Here is a 23,448-nt window from a genome sequence, read left to right as displayed (position 1 = left end):
TTTGTTAGTTGGCGCTTCCTATTCTTCCCCTCGTTCTCTCTGGGAAGGTGCTGAAATGATTATTCTCACAGCAGCAGCATTGGGCATCAGCGCCGGGTTAATGCGCTCGGCCGCCGGTATCGCATTGGTCGCCGCGCTGATCGGAATGAGCTTCACGCTGGCGGCGATAACCTCGCCGGGGCCGGTGTCACTTCTGGCGCTTGTTTATGCCATTCTCGGCTATAATGGCGGCCTTATCCTCTTCGTGCTCGGGCTTTATGCCAGCGACCGTCTGCAGGCCGTCCGCACGTCTCACTGACGTCAGCGCAACATAAAGGCTGTCGGCGTCAATTCGCCGTCGGCCGGTAGCGGAAGAACTGGACGCCCGTACCCGGCACCTGCGCCAGCCGCTCCAGATAGGGCGGAATATTCCCCTTGCCGAGTTCGGCATAGAGCCCATCTGGCTTCAATTTGGCGAGTTCGCGCGTCTGCAGGTCCTTCTGGCAGAAAGCAAGCGCCGTCACACCGGCTCCCTTCAGGAAGGCTTCCGCCTCCTGCGGTGTTGCCAGGCCGATATGCATTTCCGTCAGCATGCCGCCCTGATCGCGATGATAGGGGGCAGAGAGAACCCGGTTCTGCGTGAAGCGGAGGATCGGCACACCCATTTCCGATGGCGCGGAGACCAGGCCGGGCGGGAGTTCGGCAAGCGGTGCCAGCGCCTCTTTCGATGTGCAGGAAAGCGCTTTTGTCGGCTCCGCCGCCTTCTTCTGCGCATCGTTCTCCATCTGCAGCGAGACAAGCCCGCCACCGACGGCCCAGACTGCCGGAACGCTTGCAAGCACGCTCATCACATAGACGAAGGCAGCGGAGACATTCTCGCTGTCGCTGTTGGAGATGCGCCTGACATCAATGATCAGCAGGGCGAGCGGCAGGATCGAAAGCAGGTTCGAGAAGGAAGAGCCGCGCACCTGGACCAGCGCGATTGCCCAACTCGTGGCGATCAGGAAGAGCAGGATCAGGTGGATCTGCACGCGGTCGCGCTGAATGAGGCGAAAGATGCAGACGGCAATGGCGAAGAGGCCTGCCGCATAGAAGGCGCCGACCGCGGTGGGATCGGTGCGCGCCAGCGCCAGGAGCGATTGGGCTTCCGAAATATGCCGCAGCCAGAGCTCGACCAGCATCGGATCGAGATTGCCCAACGGATCGCTCAGGCATTGCGGCGCGATGACGATCGCCGCACCAAAAACGCCGACGCCGATAAAGGCGAGCGCGGTAAAGCGCAAGGGCCGACGCAAGGCGCTGGCAAAAACGGCCAAAAACAGCAGCAGGCCGCCACCAATCGCCGCCAGACTGTAATAGCCGAGCGAGAGATTGTCGCAGGTGACCATCGAATAGAGCCGGGGCGGTACCGTTGCGAAGAAAAGAATGTTGATCGTAATCGTCAGCGACAGCCCGAAGGCCCGGGCGGCGACGGCGAAATTCTCCCCTTCCCATGCCCAGAGCAGGGCGACCGTGAGGCAGACGCCGGCGACGAACGGGGTGGTCTCGGCCCCGATGGCGATGGCGACAGCCGCCGCAACGCCGGCGACTGAGTAGCTCCAACCGCGACGCTGGGGGTCCACGAGCATCGCCACCATCGTCGCGACCAGCGCCAGTTGCGCATTGTGATGATCGATGGCGCCCGGGGCGAAGCGGTTTCCGGTGTAGATCGCCGGAGCGGTGAGACCGAGGGCGATATGCATGCCCGCGACGCCGCCGATCCGCCGGCCGGCGACGCCCATGGCCAGCATGGCAGGAAAGATGAGCGATACGGGCCAGACGGCGAGCGCCAGCGCCTCGGCGGTTTCATGCGGCGCAAACAGGCCGAAGAACCAGATCAGCGAAGCGATCGGCAGATCGATCAGCCTCGACCAGTGCATCAGCGTACCGCCGGCAAGGCCGAGACGATATTGCGTCAGATCGAACCAGCCCTGGCCGGCAAGAAAATCGCGAACCTCGACGAGACGCATGCCGTCGTCGTTGTCGGGACCGACATAATCGGTGGAGCCGGAGAATTTGGTAACAAGGATAACGGCGGCGAGGATGACACTATAGGCAATGACAGCCGGCCACAGACGCGTCAGCAGCCCCCCGAGCCGGCTCCGGCGGGCGGCGGTCACGGCGGATGCATCAGCGATCGGCTGCACGGCGTTCATCGTGGTTAGCGCTTCGTTTCCAGATGCCCGAACCTTAGCGGGCACCGATCAAGAAAGTGTAAAGCCGTCTGAGACCGCAGCCGATTTTGCCTGCGTCATAGGGTCTTATTAACGCTGCGTGATTTAGGCTGGTGGCGGCTTTTCAGTGTAACGAGTAGAGTCATGGCCCGAACGCTTACCCATCACCCGGACATTGCCGTCCTGCTTCCCTGCTATAATGAAGCTGCGACGATCGGCGCTGTGGTGCGGGGCTTCCGGGCGACGCTGCCGGATGCCGCGATCCACGTCTACGACAATAATTCCACCGACGGCACCGCGCTGCAGGCGATGCTGGCCGGAGCGCATGTCGTGCGCGAACGGCGCCAGGGCAAAGGGCACGTCGTGCGCCGCATGTTCGCCGACATCGAGGCCGACATCTATATCATCGCCGACGGCGACGGAACCTATGCGCCTGGCGACGCCGAGGAGCTCGTGCGAACGCTTCTAACCGAGCGCGCCGACATGGTCGTGGGAACCCGGCGCGGCGTGCATGCCGATGCCGGCCGTCAGGGCCATGCGCTTGGCAACCGGCTTTTCAACCTGCTCTACCGAACGATCTTCGGCCCCGACTTCACCGATATCTTTTCCGGCTACCGCGCTTTCTCACGTCGCTTCGTCAAAAGCTTCCCGGCGGTATCCGGCGGCTTCGAGATCGAAACGGAGATGTCGGTGCATGCCTCCCGGCTGAAGCTTCCGGTCAGCGAGCTGGAACTCGACTATGGCCGGCGCCCGGAAGGCTCGCATTCCAAGCTTTCGACGTTCCGCGACGGCGGAAAAATCCTCTGGATGTTCGCGATGCTGATGAAGGAAACCCGGCCCTTCGCCTTCTTCAGCGCGATCAGCGCCGCCTTCATGCTGACGAGCCTCGGCTTCATGACGCCGGTGCTGGCGGAATATTTCGACACGGGCCTCGTCAGCCGCATGCCGACCTGGGTGCTGTCGATGGCGCTGATGATGATCTCCTTCATGCTTTTTACCGCCGGCGTCATCCTGGATTCCGTGGCCCGCGCCCGGGCCGAGCAGCTTCGTATCCATTATATGAGCCTGGAGACCCCGAGTGCGGTCAAGGCACCGCTCGCCGACGCCAAACCGGCATCGCGCGATCGTCCCGGCAAGGCGGATGCGGCATGAGAAAGCTCGTCCGCTTCGCGATCGGCGGCGGCATCGGCTTCCTTGTCGATGCCGGCATGCTGGCGGCGCTGCTCCATCTGACGCCACTCGGACCGTTTCTGGCCCGGCTCGTCGCCATCGCGACGGCAATGGCGACCACATGGGCTTTCAACCGCAGCTTCACCTTCGATCGTTCCGGCCGGTCGCTTGCCGCCGAGGGTTTCCGCTACGGCTCGGTCGGCGTGACGGCGGCACTGGTCAATTACGGGCTATACTCTGCGCTGCTGCTTTCGCTGCCGGCGCTGCAACCGCTGGCGGCCATGGTGATCGCCAGCGTCGCCTCGATGGTCTTCAGCTTCTTCGGCTATTCGCGCTTCGTCTTCCGCGCGGAATGAGCGGAATGATCAGACTGCCTCCCAGCCGTCCTTCTCGCTGGCGCGGTAGATGGCATCGATCACCTTCTGGTTCAGCTTCGAGTTTTCGAGCGTGACGATCTCTTCCTTGCCGTTCTTGACCGCGCGAGCGAAGGCCTCGACCTCGCGCCTGTATTGGCGGCTGTCCTGATAGCGGAAGATGCGCGATTCATTGTGGCTGCGATCGGCGAGTTCGATCTCTTCCGGTCCCCAGCGATTGGCGTTGAAGGGCGATTTGACCTCGATGTAACCTTCGGTGCCGTGGAAGACCATGACCTGACGGTTGGCCATCTGTGTCGAGACATAGAAGCTCAGCTCGAAATCGCCGAAATCGGCCTTGACGCTGGAGTAGATATCGGTGCCGAAATCCGGATCGCGCTCGGTGATCGCCTGGACTGAGAGCGGCTCCTTGCCGGTGGAAAAACGCGTGCTCATGACGGGATAGACGCCGATATCGGGAAGGCCGCCGCCGCCGAGTTCCGGAACGTTACGCATGTTGGCGGGGTCTCGGTTGAAATAGGTGAAGGCGCCCTGCACATGTCGCAGCGAACCGATCGCACCCTCGGCTATCAGTGAGCGCACCTTCTGCCAGACCGGGGAATAGGTGACCATATAGGCTTCGGTGACCACCACGCGGTTGCGGTCGCGGGCAGCGATTACCGCGTCGATATCGTCGGCCTTCAGGGCCAGGGGTTTTTCGCAGAGCACATGTTTGCCGGCATCGGCTGATTTGATCGACCATTCGATATGCTGCGACGTCGGCAGCGGGATATAGACCGCGTCGATGACGTCGGAAGCCAGCATTTCCTCATAGGAGCCGAAGGCATGCGGCACGGAGAAGCGATCGGCCATCTCCCTTGCGCGCGTGAGATCACGGCTGGCAACCGCCGTGACGACGCAATTTTCCGCGTCCTGGATGGCGGGAACGACATTGTCGCGACCGATCTTCGCCGTTGAAATGATACCGAAACGCAGCATGTGCGAGCCTCCCAAAACCAATGTCGGCGAACCATATTCAGGCCTCCGCCGCGACGCAATGGCGCGACATGAAATTGCGGAAGCCGGGTTTGCCTGGCGCCGGGATCGCGCTAGCTTGGCCAGACGGCGTTCTGCCGTATCCGCGATTCAATACAGCCTTTTATATTCACCCATTTTGGAGAGCGTCATGAACATGCGCCGGCTTGGAAAAACAGGTCCTTCGATCTCGCCGATCGTCTTCGGCGGCAATGTTTTCGGCTGGACGGCCGACGAGAAAACATCTTTCGCCATTCTCGACGCCTTCTTCGACGCGGGGCTGAACACGATCGACACGGCGGATGTCTATTCCACATGGGTTCCCGGCAACAAGGGTGGCGATTCCGAGGAGATCATCGGGCGCTGGCTAAAGCAATCGCGGATCTCCCGCGACAAGGCCGTCATCATTACCAAGGTCGGCTCGGACATGGGGCAGGGAAAGACCCTCAAGGAGGCATACATCCTGAAGGCGGTCGAGGGTTCGCTGCGCCGATTGCAGACGGACTATATCGATCTCTATCTCTCGCACTGGCCGGATGCCGATACGCCACACGAGGAAACGCTTGGCGCCTTCGCCAAGCTGAAGCAACAGGGCAAGATCGGCGCCATCGGCTGCTCGAACTATGATGCGGATCTGCTCCAGGCGTCGTTCGACGCAGCCGAGAAGGCTGGCCTGCCGCGATACGACGTGCTGCAGCCGGAATATAATCTTTACGAGCGCGCGAGCTTCGAGGGGCAATTGGCCGAACTGTGCATCCGTCAGAATATCGGCGTCATCACCTATTTCAGCCTCGCAGCCGGTTTCCTGACCGGCAAATACCGCAGCAAGGCCGATACGCAAGGCCGCGCCCGCGAAGGCCGGGTTTCGCAATATTTCGACGCCAAGGGCCTGCGCATCCTCGCCGCGCTTGATCAGGTCTCGGCCGAGACCGGCGCCAAACCCGCGGAAATCTCGCTCGCCTGGCTTTTGCGCAAGAAAGGCGTCACGGCGCCGATTGCCAGTGCGACCAGCCTGTCGCAGCTTGAAAGCCTGGTGAAATCAGCAACACTCTCCCTTTCCAACGACGCAATGGCGCTGCTCGACGAAGCCGGTGCCTGAACAGGAATGCCATGACCGTAATCATTCGCGATGCCCGCCCGGAAGACGAAGCCCGTTGGCGTGAACTCTGGGCAGCTTATCTGGCCTTTTACGAGGTGAGCGTTGACGCTGACATCACCGACCAGACGTGGCGGCGAATCTTCGATCCGGCCTCGGCGATCGGCATGCGCGTCGCCGAGGCCCACGGCAGGATCATGGGCTTCGCTCTTTTCCTGACGCATGAGGGCACCTGGATCCGCGGCAGGGACTGCTATCTCGAAGACCTCTTCGTCGATCCCGATGCGCGCGGCAAGGGTGTCGGCCGGGCGCTGCTGGACGATCTCGTCGCGCTCTGCAAGGCCGAGGGCTGGTCGCGGCTCTATTGGCATACGAGCGAAGGAAACAAGACTGCCCGTGCGCTCTACGACAGCTACGTCGAGAGTGACGGCCACATTCGCTACCGCATCAGTTTCTGAGGGCGGGAAATCCCTCATACCATTCCGAATGGTCGCCTTCCCAGTTCCCCATGCCCGGCTTGGTCAGGATGCCGCGCGGCCTGACGTAGCTCTGGATCACCCGCTTCGGCCGTTCGTGCCATTGGATATTGAAGGCCGAAAGCTTTGGGAAGAAGCAGAGCGAGGCGTAGGGCAGATGGTCGTGGATCCACCAGGCGAGCCGCTGCCAATCGCTTTCATCGCGATAGCGGTCGATCATCCAGGGCACGGCAATGCAGACGGCGGCGCCCATGCAGCCGTCGATATCCCTGATATCCCAGATGTGATGCGCAGCCGTTGCGGCATTGGTGGAACAGTTCAGATTGTTCGCGTTGCCGAAGCGGTTGACCTCAGGCGAGCGGTAGCCGGAGCGGATGTGAAGACGCCCGAACGTCGCTTCCAGCGGCTCCAGCAGTTCCTCGCAAAGTCTTTTGCCGGCTTCGATCGCCAGGTCGGGATCCTCGGGGATATTGGGAATCCGGTAGAAATCCGCGATTTCCGAATGCAGGAAATCGCGGAAGAAGAAGTTTTGCGACAGCCGCACGCGGCCGAGATCCTCCAGACCTTTCATCGAACCCGGCTTTCGCATGATCTTTTCGTCCTCCACTTCAGCGGCCGAATGATTGCCCGGCGCGGTTTTCCAGTCCACCCGAAATCGATCGGGAACAAATTGCGCGATCTTTGCTTCTTAGTGTGTCGCCGCATTCGCGGCCTTTCCCAAAACAAGGATCGAGAAAATGGCCAAGGAAAAGACGTTGGAAGACCTCTTCTACGACACGCTCAAGGACATCTATTTTGCCGAGCGGCAGATATTGCGCGCCCTGCCGAAGATGGCGCGCGCCGCCCAGTCCTCCGAACTGAAGGCCGGTTTCCAGAAGCATCTCGAGGAAACGGAAGCCCAGGTCGAGCGGCTGCAGCAGGTTTTTGAAAAGATCGGCAAGCGCGCCCAGGGCAAGACTTGCGAGGCGATCCAGGGCATTATCGCCGAGGGAGAAGAGATCATGGAAGAATTCAAGGGCACACCGGCGCTGGATGCGGGGCTGATCTCGGCTGCCCAGGCGGTCGAGCACTATGAAATCGCCCGTTACGGCACGCTGAAGACATGGGCCGCGACGCTCGGCCAGAAGGATGTCGTCGCCCTGCTCGACCAGACGCTGCAGGAGGAAACGGCCACCGACAAGATCCTTACCAAGCTCGCCACGACTGCGGCAAACCAGAAGGCAAAAGCCGCCTGACGAAACGAGGCAAACGAGCGGCGGCCCTCATCGGCCGCCCGCATCCCTCACCGCATACCTGAAGAAATCGATGAAGGCGCGCAGCGCCGGCCGCATTTGCCGTCGGCTCGGATAATAGACAAACCACCCGGGATAGGGCGCGCACCAATCCTCCAGCACCCGCACCAGCCTGCCGGCCGTCAGTTCGGTATGCACCCGCATGTCGAAGAGATAGGCAAGGCCGGCGCCGTTCAGCGCCGCGAGCAGGGCCAGCCGGTCCTCGCTGACAACAAGCGGCCCATCGACCGCGACGATCAGTTCCTGCCCATCCTTTTCGAATTCCCAACGATAGATGGAGCCGTTGGTGAAGCGTCGCTTGATGCAACGATGATGGACGAGATCGCGCGGGTGCTCCGGCTTCGGATAGCGCTCGAAATATTCCGGCGAGGCCGCGATCACCGTCGTCAGATTGGGTGAGATCCTGACTGCGATCATATCGGCCTCCAGGCTCTCCTCCAGCCGGATGCCCGCGTCGAAACCCTCCTTGACGATATCGGTGAAGCCGTCCTCATTGGCGATCTCCAGCGTGATATCGGGATAGGTGTTGAGAAAATCGCCAAGGCGCGGGGCGAGCAGGATATCGGAGGCGAAGCGCGGCGCAGTGACGCGCAGGTTTCCGGCCGGTTTGCCGCGCGTATCGTTGACCGCCTCCAATGCGACGCCGATCTCCTCGAGCGCCGGACGCAACCTTTCGAGAAGCAGCCGGCCTTCCTCTGTCGGCGCGACACTGCGGGTCGTACGCGCCAGAAGCCTGACGCCGAGACTGTCCTCCAGGCTCGAAATGGCGTGGCTGACCGCCGACGGCGCGACGAGCAGTTCCTTGGCCGCGGCCCGGAAGCTGCGATGCTCCGCGACGGCGGCGAGAACGGCGAGTTGAGAGAGTTGCCTTCTGTCCATTGATCGAAATTATAGAACAGGCTGTTAGAAACTGCATGCATTTTTTGATTGATACGGCGCCGATATAGTCTGCCCCTGCCGCAATGATCTCCCAAGCGGTTCGGCGCCAGCTCAGAAAAGGAGCGCATCATGAAAACCAGAAAACTCGGAAGCGATTTGTCGGTCTCTGCCGTCGGCCTCGGCTGCATGGGCATGAGCTTTGCCTATGGCGCCAGCGACGAAGCGGAATCAGTGAGGACACTGCACCGCGCCGTCGATCTCGGCGTCACCTTCTTCGACACCGCCGAGGTCTATGGCCCCTTCACCAACGAGGTTCTTCTCGGAAGAGCGCTGAAGCCCTTCCGTGACCGCGTGGTGATCGCCACCAAATTCGGCTTCAGGATCGATACCAGCCAGGCCGGCGCTGCCGCCATCGCCGGCGTCGACAGCCGTCCCGAACATGTGCGTGCGGTCGCCGAAGCCTCACTCAAGCGTTTGGGCATCGAGACGATCGATCTGCTCTACCAGCACCGGGTCGACCCCAACGTGCCGATCGAGGAGACGGTCGGCGCCATGGCCGAGCTTGTGAAGGAAGGGAAAGTTCGCGCCCTCGGCCTCTCGGAAGCCGGCAGCGCCACGATCCGGCGCGCGCATGGGGTCCATCCGATCGCAGCGCTTCAGAGCGAATATTCGCTGTGGACGCGCGATCCCGAAGAGGATGTGCTTGCCACCTGCCGCGAACTCGGCATCGGCTTCGTGCCCTACAGCCCGCTCGGGCGCGGTTTCCTGACAGGAGCGATCCGCAAGGCCGACGACCTTGTCGCCGACGATTTCCGCCGGCAGGTGCCGCGTTTCCAGGCGGAGAATTTCGACGCCAATGCCGCGCTTGTCGCAACGCTCGAAAAGCTAGCCGCCGCCAAAGGCGTGACCGCGGCGCAGCTGGCACTGGCCTGGGTGCTGAACCAGGGCGACGACATCGTGCCGATCCCCGGCGCGCGCAAGCTTCACCACCTCGAACAAAATGTCGCCGCTGCCGATATCACGCTCAGCGCGGAGGAGCTTGATCAGCTCGGCGAAGCGATCCCAGCGGCACAGGTCGCCGGCAATCGCTATTCGGATGCCTCGCTTGCCATGACGAACATTTGAAAACGGACAAGCCCGGCCGGTCGCATAGGTCGGGCTTGCCTTCGCGGCCGGCGAAACTATCTAACGTCATCTTGGAGAACGGGATGGAAACATGTCGGACAGGCAGGCAGTCGAACAGACGGTTCATCTCTATGTCGAAGGCATGGCCTTCGCCAATGCGGCAGCCTTGAAGAAGGCCTTTCACCCGAAAAGCTCGATCATCGGCTATTACCAGAATGCCGTCGAATGGCTGACGCGGGACGAATTCATCGCCGCGATCCTGGCGGAGGAGCCCGCCGCGCCCGGCACGCAGCCTTTCATGGACATCCAGAACGTCGATGTCGAGGGTGACGCGGCAAGCGTCAAGGTCACCGACGATTTCGCCGGAATGCGCTTTACCGACTATCTCTCGCTGCTGAAGATCGAAGGACGCTGGGTGATCGTCAGCAAGCTCTACCATCTTCATACGTGAAAAGACCGGCCGCTTACGCGACCGGTCTTTTCAGTTTTCGGAAGATGAAGCTCAACTTCTGAGCACACCGCCGGTGAATTTCGTCACGCTCGCCACGATCTTCTGCGTCAGCGCCTCGAAATCCTCATCCGTCAGCGTGCGCTCGACCGGCTGGATCTGAACCTCGATCGCCACCGACTTCTTGCCCTCGCCGACCGATGCGCCCTCGAAGATGTCGAAGACGTTAACGCCGGTGATAAGCTTGCGGTCAGCGCCGGTCGCAGCCTTGACGATCGCGCCTGATTCCACCGTCTTGTCGACGACGAAGGCGAAGTCGCGCTTGACGGCCTGGAACGGCGACAGATCGAGCGCCGGCTTGGTACGGGTCGCCTTCTTCTTCGGCTCCGCCATAGCATCGAGATAGACTTCGAAGCCGCAGAGAGCGCCGGAGACATCGAGCGCTTCCAGCATCAGCGGGTGGAATTCGCCGAAATAGCCGAGCACGATCTTCGGCCCCATCTTGATCGTACCGGAGCGGCCGGGGTGATACCATTCGGGCCCGCCCCGCTCGATCTGGATGTTGCCCATCGGCAGGCCGCAGGCTTCGATGACGGCGAGCGCATCGGCCTTGGCGTCGAAGGCGTCGACCGGCTTGCCGCCGCCCTTGGCTGCATTCGACCACATGCGGCCGGCGCCGGCGAGCGAGGCCGTGCCGCGGCGGATGCCGCCGGCGACGCGGCGCTGGCCTTCCGGCCGGTCGTTTTCATAGGTGCCCGAGACCTCGAAGATGGCGACGTCGGCATAACCCTTGTCGGCATTGCGCTGAGCTGCGGTCAGCAGACCCGGCAGCAACGACGGGCGCATGTCCGACATTTCGACAGCGATCGGATTGGCAAGCTTGAGGGCTGGCGAACCGCCGCCGAACAGCTTCGCATGTTCCTCCGCAATGAAGGACCAGGTGACGGCTTCGAGCATGCCGCGCGCGGCCAGCGCCCGCTTGGCCGCACGGGTGCGGATCTGCAGAGTCGTCAGAATCTTGCCGTTGACGGCGGCATGGCTTTCGAGCGGCGCCGGCTTGATATTGTCGACGCCATGGATGCGCATGACCTCCTCGACGAGATCCGCCTTGCCGTCAACATCCGGGCGCCAGGAGGGAACGGCGACGGAGACGCGCTCGCCGGAACCGGAGACCGTGAAGCCGAGACGCGTCAGGATCGTGTTGCTTTCCTCATTCGAGACGTCGAGGCCGGTCAGGCGCTTGACCTCCGAATAGGGGAAATCGACGACCTTCGGTTCGTAGCCGTGATAGCCGACAATCTCGGCCCTGGCGGCGGTGCCGCCGCAGAGTTCCAGCACCAGTTCCGTCGTGCGTTCGAGACCGGGAACCATGTATTCCGGATCGACGCCGCGTTCGAAGCGATAGCGGGCATCGGTGATGATGCCGAGACTGCGGCCGGATTTGGCGATGTTCATCGGATCCCACAGAGCGGATTCGATCAGGACGTCGACGGTGTTGTCGTCGCAGCCGGAATGTTCGCCGCCCATGATGCCGCCGATCGATTCGATGCCTTCTTCATCTGATATGACGACATTGTTCGGGCCGAGCTTGTATTCGCGCTGGTCGAGCGCCAGCACAGTCTCACCTTCCCTTGCCCGGCGGACAGTGAGATTGCCCTTTATCTTGGCGGCATCGAAGACGTGGATCGGGCGGCCCTGATCGAAGGTCATGTAATTGGTGATATCAACGAGCGCATTGATCGGGCGCAGGCCAATGGCGGTGAGCCGCTGCTGCATCCAGCGCGGGCTCGGGCCGTTCGTGACGCCGCGCACGAGACGCAGCGCAAAGCCTGGGCAGAGCCTGGGATCATCGAGATCGAGCGTCAGCTTCACCGGCGTTTCGCCTTCGATAGCGAAGGACGGCGCAGACCGCGTCTTCAGCGTGCCGAGACCGGAGGCGGCGAGATCACGGGCGATGCCGTGGATCGAGGTGCAGTCCGGCCGGTTCGGCGTCAGGTTGATCTCGATGACGGGATCGTCGAGATGGGCATAGGAAGCATAACTCCGGCCGACCGGCGCATCCTCCGGCAGATCGATGATGCCGTCATGATTGTCGGAAATCTCAAGCTCCTTTTCGGAGCACATCATGCCGCGGCTTTCGACGCCGCGGATATTGCCGACGGCCAGCGTCACCTCGATGCCGGGAACATAGGTTCCAGGTGCGGCAAAGGCGCCGACCAGGCCGGCGCGTGCATTCGGGGCACCGCACACGACCTGCACCGGCGCGCCGGATCCGGTATCCACCATCAACACCTTCAGGCGATCGGCCTGGGGATGTTTTTCCGCCGACAGGACCTTGGCGATGACGAAGGGCTTGAACGCCGCCTTGTCATCGACATCCTCGACTTCCAACCCGATCTCGGTGAGGCGGGCGCAGATTTCATCCAGCGTGGCATCCGTTTCGAGATGCTCTTTCAGCCAGGAGAGCGTGAATTTCATCGTCCCAAATCTCCGTTCAAGCGCTCAGACCGCCGAACAGCGTCGGCATGTCGAGCGGGCGGAAGCCGTAATGCGTCATCCAGCGGACGTCGGCATTGAAGAAGTCGCGCAGGTCGGGCATGCCGTATTTCAGCATGGCGATGCGATCGAGGCCCATGCCCCAGGCAAAACCCTGATATTCGTCCGGATCGAGCCCGCCATAGCGCAACACGTTCGGGTGGACCATGCCGCAGCCGAGGATCTCCATCCAGTCGGTGCCTTCGCCGAACTTGACGATCGGACCGGAGCGGTCGCACTGAATATCGACCTCGAAGGAGGGCTCGGTGAAGGGGAAGAAGGACGGGCGGAAACGCATCGTCACGCTGTCGACCTCAAAGAAGGTCTTGCAGAATTCTTCCAGCACCCAGCGCATGTTGGCGACATTGGCCTTCTTGTCGACGACCAGGCCCTCGACCTGATGGAACATCGGCGAATGTGTGGCGTCAGAGTCCTGGCGATAGGTCTTGCCGGGAATGATGATGCGGATCGGCGGTTTTTGCGTCTCCATAGTGCGCACCTGCACCGGCGAGGTATGGGTGCGCAGCACTTTGCGCTCACCATTCTCATCCGGATTGAAGAAGAAAGTGTCATGCATCTCGCGGGCCGGATGGCCTTCGGGGAAGTTCAGCGCCGTGAAATTGTAGTAGTCGGTTTCGATATCGGGACCTTCGGCGATCGAGAAGCCCATGTCGGCGAAGATCGCGGTGATCTCGTCGACGATCTGGCTGATCGGGTGGATGCGGCCGCGCTCGGCGGGCGAGGAGCGCACCGGCAGGCTGATATCGACCGTCTCGGCCTTCAGCCGCGCATTGACAGCCGCAACCTTCAGCACTGACTTGCGTTCGGCAATGGCGTCCGTCACCGCATTCTTCAGGGCGTTGATCGCAGCCCCCCGGGTCTGGCGTTCCTCCGGCGTCATGGCGCCGAGCGTCTTCAGCAGTTCGGAGACGGAGCCCTTCTTGCCAAGCGCGGACACGCGCACGGCTTCAAGCGCGGGCTCATCACCAGCAGCGGAAATTTCGGCAAGCAAGGTAGATTTAAGCTGGTCGATATCTGACATCGTCTTCTTTCCGTCCAGATCAGGCGGCGTTCGAAAGGCAGGCCGGAGAGGCCGGCGCAAGGAATATAAAGAAAGAAAAACCCGCGCCAGCCCAAACCAGCGCGGGTTTCCCAAAATTCAAAAAGCGTCAAGCTTGGGAAGCGCTGGTTACCGAACCGCGCCTTCAAACTCGTTAGCCGTGCCGGTTTCCTTGAGATATTCAAGGGCCTTCTTAGCGGCAGCAACCAGGGCGCCGAATGCTTCCGGCTCGTGGATCGCCATGTCGGACAGAACCTTGCGGTCGACTTCGATGCCAGCCTTGTTCAGGCCGTCGATGAAGCGGCCATAGGTCAGGCCGAATTCACGGACGGCAGCGTTGATGCGCTGGATCCAGAGGGCGCGGAAGTTGCGCTTGTTGACCTTGCGGTCGCGGTAGGCGTACTGCTTGGCGCGATCGACGGCAGCCTTGGCGGTACGGATGGTGTTCTTGCGGCGGCCGTAAAAGCCCTTCGCGGCCTTCAGAACCTTCTTATGCTTGGCGTGAGCTGCGACGCCTCTTTTTACACGTGCCATATCATGATCTCCTTAATCTAACGCGTTACCGGAATAGTCTCAGAGACCGTTCGGCAGATAGTTCTTCACGACCTTGCGGCCATCGGGTTCTGCGAGAACCATCGTGCCGCGTGCATCGCGAATGAACTTGTTCGTGCGCTTGATCATGCCATGGCGCTTGCCAGCGGCAGCCGCCTTGACCTTGCCGGATGCGGTGATCTTGAACCGCTTCTTGGCAGCGGACTTCGTCTTCATCTTGGGCATTTTGCTACTCCTTCTGTCCTCCTTGCGCGCTTCATCAAAAAGCCCTCCTTGCGAAGTCCGGTTCTCCGGCCGTCGCAACAAGGTGCGGGAGCGTTTGTTGTTGATCTGCGGCATCGGCGACGAACCGTTCCGCAAGCATTCGAAACTGCCACGGCATGCCCTGCCGGTCAGTTCGGACGCGCGCTTATAACCGCAGCGTCACGAAAGTGCAACGGGGCCCCGGAGGAATCTTCGGCTACGCATGTCGCCCGGAAGTGTGCGGCGGTTCCGGGATAACGACATGCATAAAACAAAGGCTGAAGACAGGGTAGCCAAACGCACAAAAGCCGCCCTTGCGGACGGCCTTGGGCAAGAAGTGACTGGCGCTTACTTCGGCGCCAGCACCATCATCATCTGACGGCCTTCGAGCTTGGGCTCGGCCTCGACCTTGGCAATCTCGGTCGTATCCGCCTTGACCTGCTGCAGAAGCTTCATGCCGAGTTCCTGGTGGGCCATTTCACGGCCGCGGAATTTCAGCGTCACCTTGACCTTGTCGCCTTCGTCGAAGAAGCGGCCCATCGCCTTCATCTTTACCTCATAATCATGGGTGTCGATGTTCGGGCGCATCTTGATTTCTTTGACTTCGACGATCTTCTGCTTCTTGCGCGCTTCGGCAGCCTTCTTCTGGTTGGCATATTTCAGCTTGCCCAGATCGAGGATCTTGCACACCGGCGGTTCGGCATTCGGGGAAATTTCGACAAGATCGAGGCCGGCTTCTTCCGCCATTCTCAAGGCCTGGTCGGTGGGCACGACGCCCATATTCTGTCCGTCAGCCGCGATCAGCTGAACTTTGGGAATGCGGATTTCACGATTCGAGCGCGGTCCGTCCTTCACGGGCGCATCGGTCTTAAAAGGTCTGCGAATGGTCGTATTCTCCTCGCGTTGTTTCGGAACGTTGCAGCCGCGCACGCTCAATCTTGGGTGCACAAACGTATCTCGTCATCGCTGCAACGGAGTCAATATCATCCTTTAGCGGAAAAATCACCAGCTGTCAGCCTGCCAAGAATCTGTTTTATAGGCCGAAACAACAGGAGGTTTCGCCGATGTCCGATCAGATCAGCAATGCCCAACCGCAGTTCCTGACCGTCGGCGAAGGCGAGGCGGCACGGGAGATCGCCATGCTCCTGCGTCCGGCGCAGGCCGGCAATGCTGCCCCATCGCTCGTTTGGCTATCCGGCTACCGTTCCGACATGAGCGGCACCAAGGCGGCGGAGATCGATGGGCTGGCGGCCGAACTCGGTGCGGCCTGCATCCGCCTCGACTATTCAGGCCATGGGCTTTCCGGCGGCAGCTTTCGCGACGGCACGATCTCGCGCTGGCTGGAGGAAGCGCTTGCCGTCATCCGCCATGTTGCGCCCGAGCGCATCATTCTCGTCGGTTCCTCGATGGGAGGCTGGATCGCGCTCCGGCTGGCGCAGGAACTCGCCCGACAGGGAGGTCCGAAGCTCGCCGGCATGGTGCTGATCGCGCCGGCGCCCGATTTCACCTCCGAACTGATCGAGCCGAACCTTAAGGCCAAGGAACGCAAGTCGCTGGCGGAGCGCGGCTATTTCGAAGAGCGCTCGCAATACAGCCCGGAACCGAACATCTATACGCAGGCGCTGATCGAGGACGGGCGCAAAAACCGGGTGCTCGACGGCATGATCGAGACGGGCTGCCCGGTCCATATCCTGCAGGGCATGAAAGATCCGGACGTGCCGCATGCGCACGCGATGAAGCTTCTGGAGCACCTTCCCGCCGACGACGTGGTGCTGACCTTCATCCGCGATGGCGACCACCGCCTTTCCCGCCCGGGCGATATCGCCCTTCTCCTCAGCGCCGTCAAAGGCATCATTCGTTCATCAACAAATATGCAGATGCCCATTCGAACAGCACCGCCCGAGAAATTCCCCTAACGCAAGCCGCCAACCCGTTGCATTTTAACCATGTTGGCGCGTTGCAACGCTCTCCCAAGAAGTAACGATTGACTCTTCTCCGCCCTCTCCATTAACAATTTGTTAATAATTAAGGGGCGATCAAGGAAAGAGCGGGCGTGCGGATCAAGGGTGTCTTTGTGGCCATGATGGCCGTGTTTGCGATGGCGACTGCCGCCATCCCAGCTCCAAGCAGAAATGCTTCCATGGTAACAGGCAATGCCACTTCGCAGCCGATCGGCCATTACGATTTCTGTCAGATCCACAGCAGTGAATGCGGCGCGAACCGCAATGCGGGCCCGATCGAGATGACGCCGGCGAAGTGGTCGCTCGTCCGTTCGCTCAACACCACGGTCAACAGCACGATCAAGCCGATGACCGACAAGGAAATCTACGGCAAGGACGAGGTCTGGGCCTATCCGACGACCGCCGGCGACTGCGAAGATTTCGCGCTGCTGAAGCGCCGCATGCTGATCCAGCGCGGCTTTTCGGCCGCCGACCTGCTGATGACCGTCGTGCGCAAGCCTGACGGTGAAGGCCATGCTGTCTTGACGCTGCGCACCGCCGAGGGCGATTTCGTGCTCGATAATCTCGCTGCCGACGTGAAGCCCTGGTTCGCGACGGCCTATACTTTCGTCAAGCGCCAGTCGAGCTACAATGCTGGCCGCTGGGTCACCATCGAGAACGGCCGCGACCTTCTGGTCGGCGCTCTTCGATAGGGATCTCAAGGGGATGCGGGGGAAAAGGCCGGCGAAAGCCGGCCTTTTGCTTTTTGGAGATTGGAGACGCGTCGTCGTTAGCTTTCGCAGTCCTCTTCCTTCGAGGTCCGTGCTGTGCACCTCATTGAGCGTTGATCGTGCGTGCCGCCGGAGATGAGGTGTTGATATGCCGCACCGTCTCCCGGCCCTTCGCTTTGGCTCAGGGCGTTCGTCGCTGCAATCGATTCACTGGATCGATTGCTCGGCTTCGCCGACCGCTCCTCACCCATTCCCGATCAAGATGCCGGCGCCGAGGACCAGGCCGCCGCCGAGCACCACCTGGAAGGCGGCGCGCAGGAAGGGGGTTTCCATGTAGCGGTTCTGGATGAAGGCGATTGCCCAGAGTTCGAAGAAGACGATGATGGCGGCGGTGATCGTCGCCGTCCAGAAATGCGGGATCAGATAGGGCAGCGCGTGGCCGAGGCCGCCGAGCGCCGTCATGATGCCGCAGGCAAGGCCACGTTTGATCGGCGAGCCCCGGCCGGAGATCTTGCCGTCGTCATGGGCGGCCTCGGTGAAGCCCATCGAGATGCCGGCGCCGACGGAGGCGGAAAGACCGACGAGGAAGGTCTGCCATGTGTCCTGGGTTGCGAAGGCGGCGGCAAAGATCGGCGCCAGCGTCGAGACAGAGCCGTCCATCAAGCCGGCAAGGCCCGGCTGCACATAGGTCAGCACGAATTGCCGGTGCGCGGTCTCGTCCTCGTCGTGCCTGATATCCTCAGGCGTATGTTTGTCGCCAAGCATGCGGGCGATGTCTTCGTGCCCTTGTTCGGCGAGTGCGAGGTCGCCGAGAAGCTCACGCGTCGAGGCGTCGGTGGTGCGCTTTGCCGCCTCGACATAAAAACGATAGGCCTGCTCCTCCATCGCCTCAGTCTCCTGCCGCATCGCATCGAGTGACAGGTTGGCTCTCAGCCAGTCCGGCTTGCGCTCGTAAAAGCCCTGCACATGCTCGCGCCGGATCAGCGGGATACGCTCGCCGAAACGCTGGCGGTGGATTTCGAACAGCGATTTGCGGTGCGTGTCCTCGACCTCGGCCATATCCTCGAAGACCTTGGCCGAAGCCGGAAACTCAGGGCGCAGCCTATCGGCATAGGCCAGATAGATGCGGGCGTCGTCTTCCTCGGAGGCAATCGCAAGGGCGAGAATCTCCTGCTCGGAGAGGGACTCGAAGGATCGTTTCGGCGATCTGAAAAAACGCGCCAGCATAAATCTCTCCAATAATTTAGAATAATTCTAAATCTAAGCAAGGAAGCGATGGCGGTCAAGTGGCCGGGGCGGACTAGCTGACAGATTGCCGCAATCCGCACGAGCGGCTTTGGTTCGCTGGGGTAAAGGCCTATATGGAGGCTGCCGCATCATGCGGCGCCGGGGTTTATGATGAACAATGACATTCAGGGCCGCCCTGCCCATGTCGCGGCGATCCGCGAAAAGGCGGAGGCCGAGATGCGGGCGATGGGGGTCGACGAGGCCTTTATCGGCAGGCTGGTCGAGACTTTCTACGGGCGCGTGCTGGAGCATCCCGATCTCGGCCCGGTATTCGATGCGCGGCTTTCCGGCCGCTGGCCGGAGCATCTGGAGAAGATGAAGAGCTTCTGGTCGGCCGTCGCCTTCCGCAGCGGCGCCTATGGCGGCAAGCCAGTGCAGGCGCATACCACCGTTCAGAACCTGACGCCCGATCTTTTTCCGAAGTGGCTGTCGCTATTTGCCGCAACACTTGACGATGTCGCCCCTTCGCCGGAAGCCAAGGACTGGTTCATGGCGACCGCAGAGCGGATCGCCAAAAGCCTGACGCTGTCGCTGTTCTACAATCCCGCTCTCGACGACCCGGCGAAAAAGGCAGGCTGATCACTGCCGTGCGGAAAAGGTCGCGCCGGCGCTTGCGGCCACGACCAGGGCAGTTCCGGCCATCTGCAGCAGCGTCATCGGCTGCGCCAGAATGACGAAACCCGCGAGTGCCGCAATGGCCGGCTCGAGGCTCATGAGAATGCCGAAGGAGGCTGTCGGCATGCGCCGCAGGGCGATCAGTTCCAGAGTGTAGGGCAGCAGCGGCACAAGGATGGCAAGGCCCGCCATTTCAACCAGGCCGTAAGCATCGAGCTTCGGCACGGCGCCGGCGAAGCCAAAGGGTGTGGCGACAAGAGCGGCGACCATCAGCGACATGGACAGTCCTTCCAGCCCCTTGAAGCTCGCGCCGATCTTTTTTGTCAGGACGATATAGATCGCCCACCCGGTTCCCGCGCCGAGCGCAAAAAGAATGCCCCCGGTATCGCCGACCCAGCCTTTACCGTCATGGGCGAGGGCCAGAACGCCAAGTGCTGCAATGAGCGGCCAGACGAGACGCCGGCTGAGGCCATAGCCGATGGTCGCAACGGACAGCGGACCGAGAAAATCGATCGCTACGGCGAGACCGAGCGGAATGCGCGCGATCGCCGCGAAGAAGCTCATGGTCATCAGCGCTGTCGTCGCGCCGAGAACCAGTGCGCTCGTCCATTGCGCCCTGTTGTAGCTGACGATGCGCGGCCGCACGACAAGGGCGAGAATGATGGCCGCAAAAGCCAGGCGCAGCCAGCTGGCGCCGGCCGGCCCATAGGTTGAGATGGCCGAGGATGAGAGTGCGGCGCCGAATTGGATCGACGACATGGACAGGAGGCACATCAGCCCACCGGTCGCTACCCCGCCAAATGCTGTTGACGCCTCTGCGGTCAGCGTGCCCGCGCCAGCATTTGCTCTTTCTTCCATGCTCGCCCCCGATTGTGCGCTCTTCTTACGAAGACGGCCTGCGAGCGACAAATTCAAACTTCTGATCCGGCCAGCAAAAGGCCTTATGCGATATCAAAGACGGCGGGCCAGGATGACGTCTTCGGCATCCTCCAAACTCATGTCGAACACTTTCCTGCCGATATCGAAGCTGAAGCCGTTGCGGGCGAAGGCCGAAAGCTCTTTGGCCTTTCGCTTTTCGTCAAGCTGGACGCGGCGGAAGGGACCGAAGGCGCGTTTGCGGGCAAATATCGCAGCAGCATAGAGATCGTCAGCCTCCGCAAGGGCGGCCTCGACCTTATCGCCAGCAACACCCTTGGCCGCAAGTTTCCGGGCGATGGCGCGCTTCGATTTGCCGCCGCGCAGCTGGGAGCGCGTGCTGATCTCGGCATAGGCGCGATCATCGAGCGCCTTGTTGTCATAAGCGAACCTGACGGCAAAATCGGCAAGGGCCTTGAGTTGCGCCGCGCCGATATCCTCGAACTTCTCCTTCGCCTTACGGGTGATGGCGTCAAACAGCTGTTTTTCCGTCATCATCCGCCGCTCCAGCCTGTAGATGGCGGAATTGCGCGCCCAGCTCAGCATGCGCGGCGTCGGTATATCGGATGGAATGGTGTCGTCGGTCATATCAAGCGATCAGGCTTCCAGGCCCTTGAGGACATTGGCGACGTTGAGGCCGATTTCCGGCACGCCGTAACCGCCCTCCATGCAGATGACGACGGGCAGGCCGGCGGCGGAGATCATCTCTCCCATGCGAATGAAATCTTCCGATTTCAGCTGGAAGAAGGAAATCGGGTCTCGCTCGAAGGTATCGACGCCGAGCGCCACAACGATCGCCTCGGCACCGAAGGCCTTGATGCGGGCGAGCGCATCGGCAAGGGCCGAAGACCAGACCTGCCAGGGCGTGTGGGGCGGCATCGGATAATTGCGGTTGCTACCCGTGCCCTCTCCTTCGCCCTCTTCGTCGGCATGGCCGAGGAAATAGGGAAAGGCAAACATGGGGTCGCCATGCAGCGAAGCGGTGAAGACATCACCTCTGTGATAGAAGAGGTCCTGCGTGCCGTTGCCGTGATGGAAATCGACATCGAGCACGGCGACCTTCTTCGCACCGTCATCGATGAGCCGCTGGGCCGCGACGCCCGCATTGTTGATGAAACAATAGCCGCCGAAGAGATCGATGCCGGCATGATGGCCAGGCGGCCGGCAAAGCGCAAAGGCGAAACGGTTGCCGGCATTCAGCCAATCCGCGCCGGTGATGGCGCAACGCATGGAGGCGATCGCCGCTTCATAAGAGCCCTTGGTTATGGAGGTGTCGGCGGCATTGGCGTAATGGCCGATCGCGCCGACGATATTGTCGGGCACGCGCTGGCTGGTGCGGCGGACCGGGAAGGAATTGGCGATCGCTTCGCCTTCGAAACCGGCCGCCACCCAGCGATCCCAGACGGTGGCGAGAAAATCGAGATAGGCGGGGTCATGCACCTTTCGGGCCGCTTCCAGCCCATGCGCGTCCGGCGCTGCGACATCGGCAAAACCCGCTTCCTTGACCGCCGCCAGGATCCACTCGGCCCGAAACGGCGCCTCGAAGGGCGTCACCAGCTGGCCGGCATAGAGCTCGGTCCTGGCGTCACGCAGCTTATGGTCTTCGGAATAGATGACGCGCATTTCGGATCCGTCCTTGATTGGAATTCGAGATTTACATGGGTCGGCCGCGACAAAAAAGCCGGCGCGGCGCCCTTGATCGCCAAAGTGAATGACTTCACCCTTCGCGATGTTTTGAGTCCGAAGGAAACTGCCGCATGAAAGTGCTGATGGTCGATGTCGACGGCGTGCTCATCCATGGCCGCCCGGCCGACGGGCTGCCCCACTTCACCTATCTCGAGCGCGATCTCGGCCTGCGACCCGATCTGCTGCAGCAGGAGTTTTTCCAGGTTCACTGGGGCGCCATCATCATCGGCCGCGAAGCACTGGAGCCAACGCTCGCCGGCGTGCTCGCAAAGATCGCGCCCCATCTCAGCGCCGCGGCGCTGATCGACTACTGGTTCGAAAACGATTCCCGGCTCGACCGCAATCTGCTGGCGGATCTCGCCGCTCTCAGGCGAAGCGGTATCACTCTCTTCCTGGCGACGAACCAGGAGCACAGGCGGGCGCATTATCTGATGGAACAGCTGGGCCTTTGCGCCCACTTCGACGACATCATCTATTCGGCAGCACTCGGACACAGCAAACCGTCGCCTGATTTCTTCCGGCTGGCGACCGAACGCGCGGGGGTCCTGCCTGAGGAGATCGCCTTTGTCGACGATATGGCGGCCAACATCGAAGCAGCGCGGCAGTTCGGCTGGAACGCGACGCATTGGACGGCGGGCGTGACGCTTACCGGCGCGTTTCCAATATTCGCAAGGTGAGCATGGGCCACGCGGGCGCAATCAGGCGAGCCGCTTGTAGAACAGCGTGGTGTCGCAGAAGCCGCCTTCCGGCCACAGCGCATAATCCGGGATGACGCCGACGCGCTGCCAGCCGAGGCGCGGGTAGATGGCTTCGGCATCGCTGCCGGTTGCCGTGTCGAGCACGAGCAGGGTTTTACCGCGGGCGGCCGCTTCGCGTTCGGCAGCTTCCATCAACAGGCGTGCGAGACCCTTGCCGCGAGCGGAGCGATGCACCAGGAGCTTTTTCAGGTCGCCGCGATGCGGCTGGTTCGGCATCTGCGCGGCACCCACCTGCACCGTGCCGACGATCCGGCCATCGAGTTTGGCGACCAGCAGTAGACTGCTGCCGGCGGCGACTGCATCTGCAACGTCCAGCCAATAGGGCTCGGCATCTTCCGGTCCATAGGGCTGCATGAAGCCGACGGAAGCGCCGCCCGTGACGCAATCGGCCAGTACCTCCGAGAGGGCCGGAATTGCAGCGTGGGCCTCCTCAGCAGAAAGGATGCGAATGTCAGGCATGGTCTTCTCCTGAAATGAAGGTCGTCATCGGCCGCCGCGATCGAGCACGACGCAATAGCGCGCCGGCGCATGACCCGGGTTATGAAAGGAATGGCCCTCGCCGACGGGCATGAAAAGGCAATCGCCTGGACGCAGCCGGTAGACCGCCTCACCCGCCGTCATCTCCAACTCGCCGTCGAAGAGCCAGACATGTTGCGTCATGTCATGGGATGCCGCATGCGGTGGGAAGCTGACGCGGGCGCCGGGTGGGAATTCGACTTCGACGATATCGACGGCGGAGCCGGTGCCGGGCGCCGATACCGCGCGCCTGAGATAACCGGTCTCCGGATCACGCCAGACCTGCTGCTCATGCCCGCGTGCCAGCGGCGAGGCCTGCTGCCCCTCCTCTGCAAAGAAGGCTGACAGCGACAGTCCGAGCGCGGCACAGACCCTTGCCAGCAGCGAGGCGGTCGGGCTCGCCTCCGCCCGCTCGATGCGCGAGATCATCGCGCGGCTGACGCCCGACGCCCCGGCAAGCTCATCCAGCGTCAGGCCCTTTTCCAGCCGCAAGGTGCGAATGCGGCTGCCGATCGCCTGTTCGAGTTCCTGTTCCATCGCCGAT

Annotated in this window: 27 protein-coding genes; 12 read left to right on the top strand and 15 right to left on the bottom strand. The window is 61.7% G+C overall.

The window, feature by feature from the left end; genetic code table 11:
* The first annotated feature begins 55 nt into the window (after positions 1-55).
* A complete protein-coding gene (locus HJC04_RS08415) occupies positions 56-298 on the top strand; it encodes a hypothetical protein (protein WP_221145723.1) in 243 nt (80 codons plus the stop codon).
* A 28-nt stretch (positions 299-326) separates the two neighbouring features.
* On the opposite strand, the gene HJC04_RS08410 is transcribed toward HJC04_RS08415, so the two are convergent.
* Positions 327-2,174 (bottom strand): hypothetical protein, encoded by a 1,848-nt coding sequence (locus tag HJC04_RS08410; protein ID WP_221145721.1) that lies wholly within the window; start codon positions 2,172-2,174, stop codon positions 327-329.
* A 162-nt stretch (positions 2,175-2,336) separates the two neighbouring features.
* Here HJC04_RS08410 and HJC04_RS08405 point away from each other — a divergent pair, with 162 nt between their 5' ends.
* Together HJC04_RS08405 and HJC04_RS08400 are read left to right on the top strand one after the other, a co-directional pair.
* Positions 2,337-3,344 (top strand): glycosyltransferase, encoded by a 1,008-nt coding sequence (locus HJC04_RS08405; protein ID WP_221145718.1) that lies wholly within the window; start codon positions 2,337-2,339, stop codon positions 3,342-3,344.
* Positions 3,341-3,718, top strand: coding sequence for a GtrA family protein (locus tag HJC04_RS08400; protein WP_210629530.1), 378 nt, complete (start codon positions 3,341-3,343; stop codon positions 3,716-3,718). The genes HJC04_RS08405 and HJC04_RS08400 overlap by 4 nt, the downstream gene beginning before the upstream one ends.
* A 9-nt stretch (positions 3,719-3,727) precedes the next feature.
* Here HJC04_RS08400 and HJC04_RS08395 read toward each other — a convergent pair whose 3' ends face one another.
* On the bottom strand, positions 3,728-4,714 hold the full coding sequence (locus HJC04_RS08395; protein ID WP_210629531.1) for a Gfo/Idh/MocA family protein: 987 nt from the start codon (positions 4,712-4,714) through the stop codon (positions 3,728-3,730).
* 187 nt (positions 4,715-4,901) lie between these two features.
* Between HJC04_RS08395 and HJC04_RS08390 the strand changes: the two genes are divergently transcribed.
* Together HJC04_RS08390 and HJC04_RS08385 are read left to right on the top strand one after the other, a co-directional pair.
* Complete coding sequence (locus HJC04_RS08390; RefSeq protein WP_221145716.1) at positions 4,902-5,849, top strand: aldo/keto reductase; 948 nt, start codon at positions 4,902-4,904, stop codon at positions 5,847-5,849.
* A gap of 11 nt (positions 5,850-5,860) precedes the next feature.
* Positions 5,861-6,304, top strand: a complete 444-nt coding sequence (locus tag HJC04_RS08385; RefSeq protein WP_221145714.1) for a GNAT family N-acetyltransferase — start codon at positions 5,861-5,863, stop codon at positions 6,302-6,304.
* Here the strand turns inward: HJC04_RS08385 and HJC04_RS08380 are convergent.
* Positions 6,294-6,911, bottom strand: coding sequence for a hypothetical protein (locus HJC04_RS08380; RefSeq protein WP_221145999.1), 618 nt, complete (start codon positions 6,909-6,911; stop codon positions 6,294-6,296). The genes HJC04_RS08385 and HJC04_RS08380 overlap by 11 nt on opposite strands.
* A 148-nt stretch (positions 6,912-7,059) precedes the next feature.
* Here HJC04_RS08380 and HJC04_RS08375 point away from each other — a divergent pair, with 148 nt between their 5' ends.
* Positions 7,060-7,557, top strand: coding sequence for a ferritin-like domain-containing protein (locus HJC04_RS08375; RefSeq protein ID WP_210629533.1), 498 nt, complete (start codon positions 7,060-7,062; stop codon positions 7,555-7,557).
* 27 nt (positions 7,558-7,584) lie between these two features.
* Here HJC04_RS08375 and HJC04_RS08370 read toward each other — a convergent pair whose 3' ends face one another.
* Positions 7,585-8,493 carry a LysR family transcriptional regulator gene (locus HJC04_RS08370; protein ID WP_210629534.1) on the bottom strand — a complete coding sequence of 303 codons (909 nt, stop codon included), beginning with the start codon at positions 8,491-8,493 and terminating at the stop codon, positions 7,585-7,587.
* Between the two features lie 129 nt (positions 8,494-8,622).
* On the opposite strand from HJC04_RS08370, the gene HJC04_RS08365 reads away from it, so the two are divergent.
* On the top strand, positions 8,623-9,618 hold the full coding sequence (locus HJC04_RS08365) for an aldo/keto reductase (protein ID WP_221145712.1): 996 nt from the start codon (positions 8,623-8,625) through the stop codon (positions 9,616-9,618).
* A gap of 91 nt (positions 9,619-9,709) precedes the next feature.
* Positions 9,710-10,069 (top strand): nuclear transport factor 2 family protein, encoded by a 360-nt coding sequence (locus tag HJC04_RS08360; protein ID WP_210629536.1) that lies wholly within the window; start codon positions 9,710-9,712, stop codon positions 10,067-10,069.
* 51 nt (positions 10,070-10,120) lie between these two features.
* Here HJC04_RS08360 and pheT read toward each other — a convergent pair whose 3' ends face one another.
* The 5 genes from pheT to infC all read right to left on the bottom strand — a co-directional run bounded on the left by pheT (position 10,121) and on the right by infC (position 15,341).
* The gene (gene pheT / locus HJC04_RS08355; RefSeq protein WP_221145710.1) at positions 10,121-12,544 is read right to left on the bottom strand and encodes a phenylalanine--tRNA ligase subunit beta; all 2,424 of its coding nucleotides are present in this window, start codon (positions 12,542-12,544) and stop codon (positions 10,121-10,123) included.
* A gap of 16 nt (positions 12,545-12,560) precedes the next feature.
* Positions 12,561-13,643 (bottom strand): phenylalanine--tRNA ligase subunit alpha, encoded by a 1,083-nt coding sequence (pheS, locus tag HJC04_RS08350; RefSeq protein WP_210629538.1) that lies wholly within the window; start codon positions 13,641-13,643, stop codon positions 12,561-12,563.
* Between the two features lie 147 nt (positions 13,644-13,790).
* A complete protein-coding gene (gene rplT, locus HJC04_RS08345; RefSeq protein WP_011423647.1) occupies positions 13,791-14,195 on the bottom strand; it encodes a 50S ribosomal protein L20 in 405 nt (134 codons plus the stop codon).
* 39 nt (positions 14,196-14,234) lie between these two features.
* On the bottom strand, positions 14,235-14,438 hold the full coding sequence (rpmI, locus tag HJC04_RS08340; protein ID WP_011423646.1) for a 50S ribosomal protein L35: 204 nt from the start codon (positions 14,436-14,438) through the stop codon (positions 14,235-14,237).
* 366 nt (positions 14,439-14,804) lie between these two features.
* Complete coding sequence (infC, locus tag HJC04_RS08335; protein ID WP_073990355.1) at positions 14,805-15,341, bottom strand: translation initiation factor IF-3; 537 nt, start codon at positions 15,339-15,341, stop codon at positions 14,805-14,807.
* Between the two features lie 179 nt (positions 15,342-15,520).
* On the opposite strand from infC, the gene HJC04_RS08330 reads away from it, so the two are divergent.
* Both HJC04_RS08330 and HJC04_RS08325 read left to right on the top strand, forming a co-directional pair.
* Positions 15,521-16,372: a carboxylesterase gene (locus HJC04_RS08330; protein WP_221145708.1), complete on the top strand. Its 852-nt coding sequence runs from the start codon at positions 15,521-15,523 to the stop codon at positions 16,370-16,372.
* A 137-nt stretch (positions 16,373-16,509) separates the two neighbouring features.
* Positions 16,510-17,109 carry a transglutaminase-like cysteine peptidase gene (locus HJC04_RS08325; RefSeq protein WP_210629540.1) on the top strand — a complete coding sequence of 200 codons (600 nt, stop codon included), beginning with the start codon at positions 16,510-16,512 and terminating at the stop codon, positions 17,107-17,109.
* 261 nt (positions 17,110-17,370) lie between these two features.
* Here the strand turns inward: HJC04_RS08325 and mbfA are convergent, their stop codons facing one another.
* Positions 17,371-18,354 (bottom strand): iron exporter MbfA, encoded by a 984-nt coding sequence (gene mbfA / locus HJC04_RS08320; RefSeq protein WP_207244224.1) that lies wholly within the window; start codon positions 18,352-18,354, stop codon positions 17,371-17,373.
* A 171-nt stretch (positions 18,355-18,525) separates the two neighbouring features.
* On the opposite strand from mbfA, the gene HJC04_RS08315 reads away from it, so the two are divergent.
* Positions 18,526-18,993, top strand: a complete 468-nt coding sequence (locus tag HJC04_RS08315) for a group III truncated hemoglobin (protein WP_221145706.1) — start codon at positions 18,526-18,528, stop codon at positions 18,991-18,993.
* Here HJC04_RS08315 and HJC04_RS08310 read toward each other — a convergent pair whose 3' ends face one another.
* The 3 genes from HJC04_RS08310 to HJC04_RS08300 all read right to left on the bottom strand — a co-directional run bounded on the left by HJC04_RS08310 (position 18,994) and on the right by HJC04_RS08300 (position 21,567).
* Entirely contained in the window at positions 18,994-19,887 is an 894-nt protein-coding gene (locus HJC04_RS08310) for a DMT family transporter (RefSeq protein WP_210629542.1), read from the bottom strand.
* A gap of 93 nt (positions 19,888-19,980) precedes the next feature.
* A complete protein-coding gene (recX, locus tag HJC04_RS08305) occupies positions 19,981-20,532 on the bottom strand; it encodes a recombination regulator RecX (RefSeq protein ID WP_221145704.1) in 552 nt (183 codons plus the stop codon).
* A 9-nt stretch (positions 20,533-20,541) separates the two neighbouring features.
* The gene (locus HJC04_RS08300; protein WP_221145702.1) at positions 20,542-21,567 is read right to left on the bottom strand and encodes a histone deacetylase family protein; all 1,026 of its coding nucleotides are present in this window, start codon (positions 21,565-21,567) and stop codon (positions 20,542-20,544) included.
* Positions 21,568-21,701: 134 nt separating this feature from the next.
* Between HJC04_RS08300 and HJC04_RS08295 the strand changes: the two genes are divergently transcribed.
* Entirely contained in the window at positions 21,702-22,307 is a 606-nt protein-coding gene (locus HJC04_RS08295; RefSeq protein WP_183700681.1) for an HAD-IA family hydrolase, read from the top strand.
* 21 nt (positions 22,308-22,328) lie between these two features.
* Here HJC04_RS08295 and HJC04_RS08290 read toward each other — a convergent pair whose 3' ends face one another.
* Together HJC04_RS08290 and HJC04_RS08285 are read right to left on the bottom strand one after the other, a co-directional pair.
* A complete protein-coding gene (locus HJC04_RS08290) occupies positions 22,329-22,847 on the bottom strand; it encodes a GNAT family N-acetyltransferase (protein WP_085776617.1) in 519 nt (172 codons plus the stop codon).
* Between the two features lie 24 nt (positions 22,848-22,871).
* Positions 22,872-23,441, bottom strand: coding sequence for a helix-turn-helix domain-containing protein (locus HJC04_RS08285; RefSeq protein WP_221145700.1), 570 nt, complete (start codon positions 23,439-23,441; stop codon positions 22,872-22,874).
* Positions 23,442-23,448: the final 7 nt, after the last annotated feature.

Source organism: Rhizobium sp. NLR8a (assembly GCF_019685235.1).
Lineage (GTDB): Bacteria > Pseudomonadota > Alphaproteobacteria > Rhizobiales > Rhizobiaceae > Rhizobium.
This window is presented reverse-complemented; position numbering and strand designations above follow the sequence as displayed.

What these genes read in the sequence shown, in the direction of transcription:
- HJC04_RS08405 (WP_221145718.1), top strand. Translation starts at nt 2,337, where the DNA reads ATGGCCCGAACGCTTACCCATCACCCGGACATTGCCGTCCTGCTTCCC.
- rplT (WP_011423647.1), bottom strand. Translation starts at nt 14,195, where the DNA reads ATGGCACGTGTAAAAAGAGGCGTCGCAGCTCACGCCAAGCATAAGAAG.
- HJC04_RS08295 (WP_183700681.1), top strand. Translation starts at nt 21,702, where the DNA reads ATGAAAGTGCTGATGGTCGATGTCGACGGCGTGCTCATCCATGGCCGC.
- HJC04_RS08400 (WP_210629530.1), top strand. Translation starts at nt 3,341, where the DNA reads ATGAGAAAGCTCGTCCGCTTCGCGATCGGCGGCGGCATCGGCTTCCTT.
- HJC04_RS08370 (WP_210629534.1), bottom strand. Translation starts at nt 8,493, where the DNA reads ATGGACAGAAGGCAACTCTCTCAACTCGCCGTTCTCGCCGCCGTCGCG.
- HJC04_RS08315 (WP_221145706.1), top strand. Translation starts at nt 18,526, where the DNA reads ATGAACAATGACATTCAGGGCCGCCCTGCCCATGTCGCGGCGATCCGC.
- recX (WP_221145704.1), bottom strand. Translation starts at nt 20,532, where the DNA reads ATGACCGACGACACCATTCCATCCGATATACCGACGCCGCGCATGCTG.
- HJC04_RS08410 (WP_221145721.1), bottom strand. Translation starts at nt 2,174, where the DNA reads ATGAACGCCGTGCAGCCGATCGCTGATGCATCCGCCGTGACCGCCGCC.
- pheT (WP_221145710.1), bottom strand. Translation starts at nt 12,544, where the DNA reads ATGAAATTCACGCTCTCCTGGCTGAAAGAGCATCTCGAAACGGATGCC.
- HJC04_RS08395 (WP_210629531.1), bottom strand. Translation starts at nt 4,714, where the DNA reads ATGCTGCGTTTCGGTATCATTTCAACGGCGAAGATCGGTCGCGACAAT.
- HJC04_RS08330 (WP_221145708.1), top strand. Translation starts at nt 15,521, where the DNA reads ATGTCCGATCAGATCAGCAATGCCCAACCGCAGTTCCTGACCGTCGGC.
- HJC04_RS08385 (WP_221145714.1), top strand. Translation starts at nt 5,861, where the DNA reads ATGACCGTAATCATTCGCGATGCCCGCCCGGAAGACGAAGCCCGTTGG.
- HJC04_RS08380 (WP_221145999.1), bottom strand. Translation starts at nt 6,911, where the DNA reads ATGCGAAAGCCGGGTTCGATGAAAGGTCTGGAGGATCTCGGCCGCGTG.
- rpmI (WP_011423646.1), bottom strand. Translation starts at nt 14,438, where the DNA reads ATGCCCAAGATGAAGACGAAGTCCGCTGCCAAGAAGCGGTTCAAGATC.
- HJC04_RS08390 (WP_221145716.1), top strand. Translation starts at nt 4,902, where the DNA reads ATGAACATGCGCCGGCTTGGAAAAACAGGTCCTTCGATCTCGCCGATC.
- mbfA (WP_207244224.1), bottom strand. Translation starts at nt 18,354, where the DNA reads ATGCTGGCGCGTTTTTTCAGATCGCCGAAACGATCCTTCGAGTCCCTC.
- HJC04_RS08360 (WP_210629536.1), top strand. Translation starts at nt 9,710, where the DNA reads ATGTCGGACAGGCAGGCAGTCGAACAGACGGTTCATCTCTATGTCGAA.
- pheS (WP_210629538.1), bottom strand. Translation starts at nt 13,643, where the DNA reads ATGTCAGATATCGACCAGCTTAAATCTACCTTGCTTGCCGAAATTTCC.
- HJC04_RS08310 (WP_210629542.1), bottom strand. Translation starts at nt 19,887, where the DNA reads ATGGAAGAAAGAGCAAATGCTGGCGCGGGCACGCTGACCGCAGAGGCG.
- HJC04_RS08290 (WP_085776617.1), bottom strand. Translation starts at nt 22,847, where the DNA reads ATGCCTGACATTCGCATCCTTTCTGCTGAGGAGGCCCACGCTGCAATT.
- HJC04_RS08375 (WP_210629533.1), top strand. Translation starts at nt 7,060, where the DNA reads ATGGCCAAGGAAAAGACGTTGGAAGACCTCTTCTACGACACGCTCAAG.
- HJC04_RS08415 (WP_221145723.1), top strand. Translation starts at nt 56, where the DNA reads ATGATTATTCTCACAGCAGCAGCATTGGGCATCAGCGCCGGGTTAATG.
- HJC04_RS08300 (WP_221145702.1), bottom strand. Translation starts at nt 21,567, where the DNA reads ATGCGCGTCATCTATTCCGAAGACCATAAGCTGCGTGACGCCAGGACC.
- HJC04_RS08285 (WP_221145700.1), bottom strand. Translation starts at nt 23,441, where the DNA reads ATGGAACAGGAACTCGAACAGGCGATCGGCAGCCGCATTCGCACCTTG.
- HJC04_RS08365 (WP_221145712.1), top strand. Translation starts at nt 8,623, where the DNA reads ATGAAAACCAGAAAACTCGGAAGCGATTTGTCGGTCTCTGCCGTCGGC.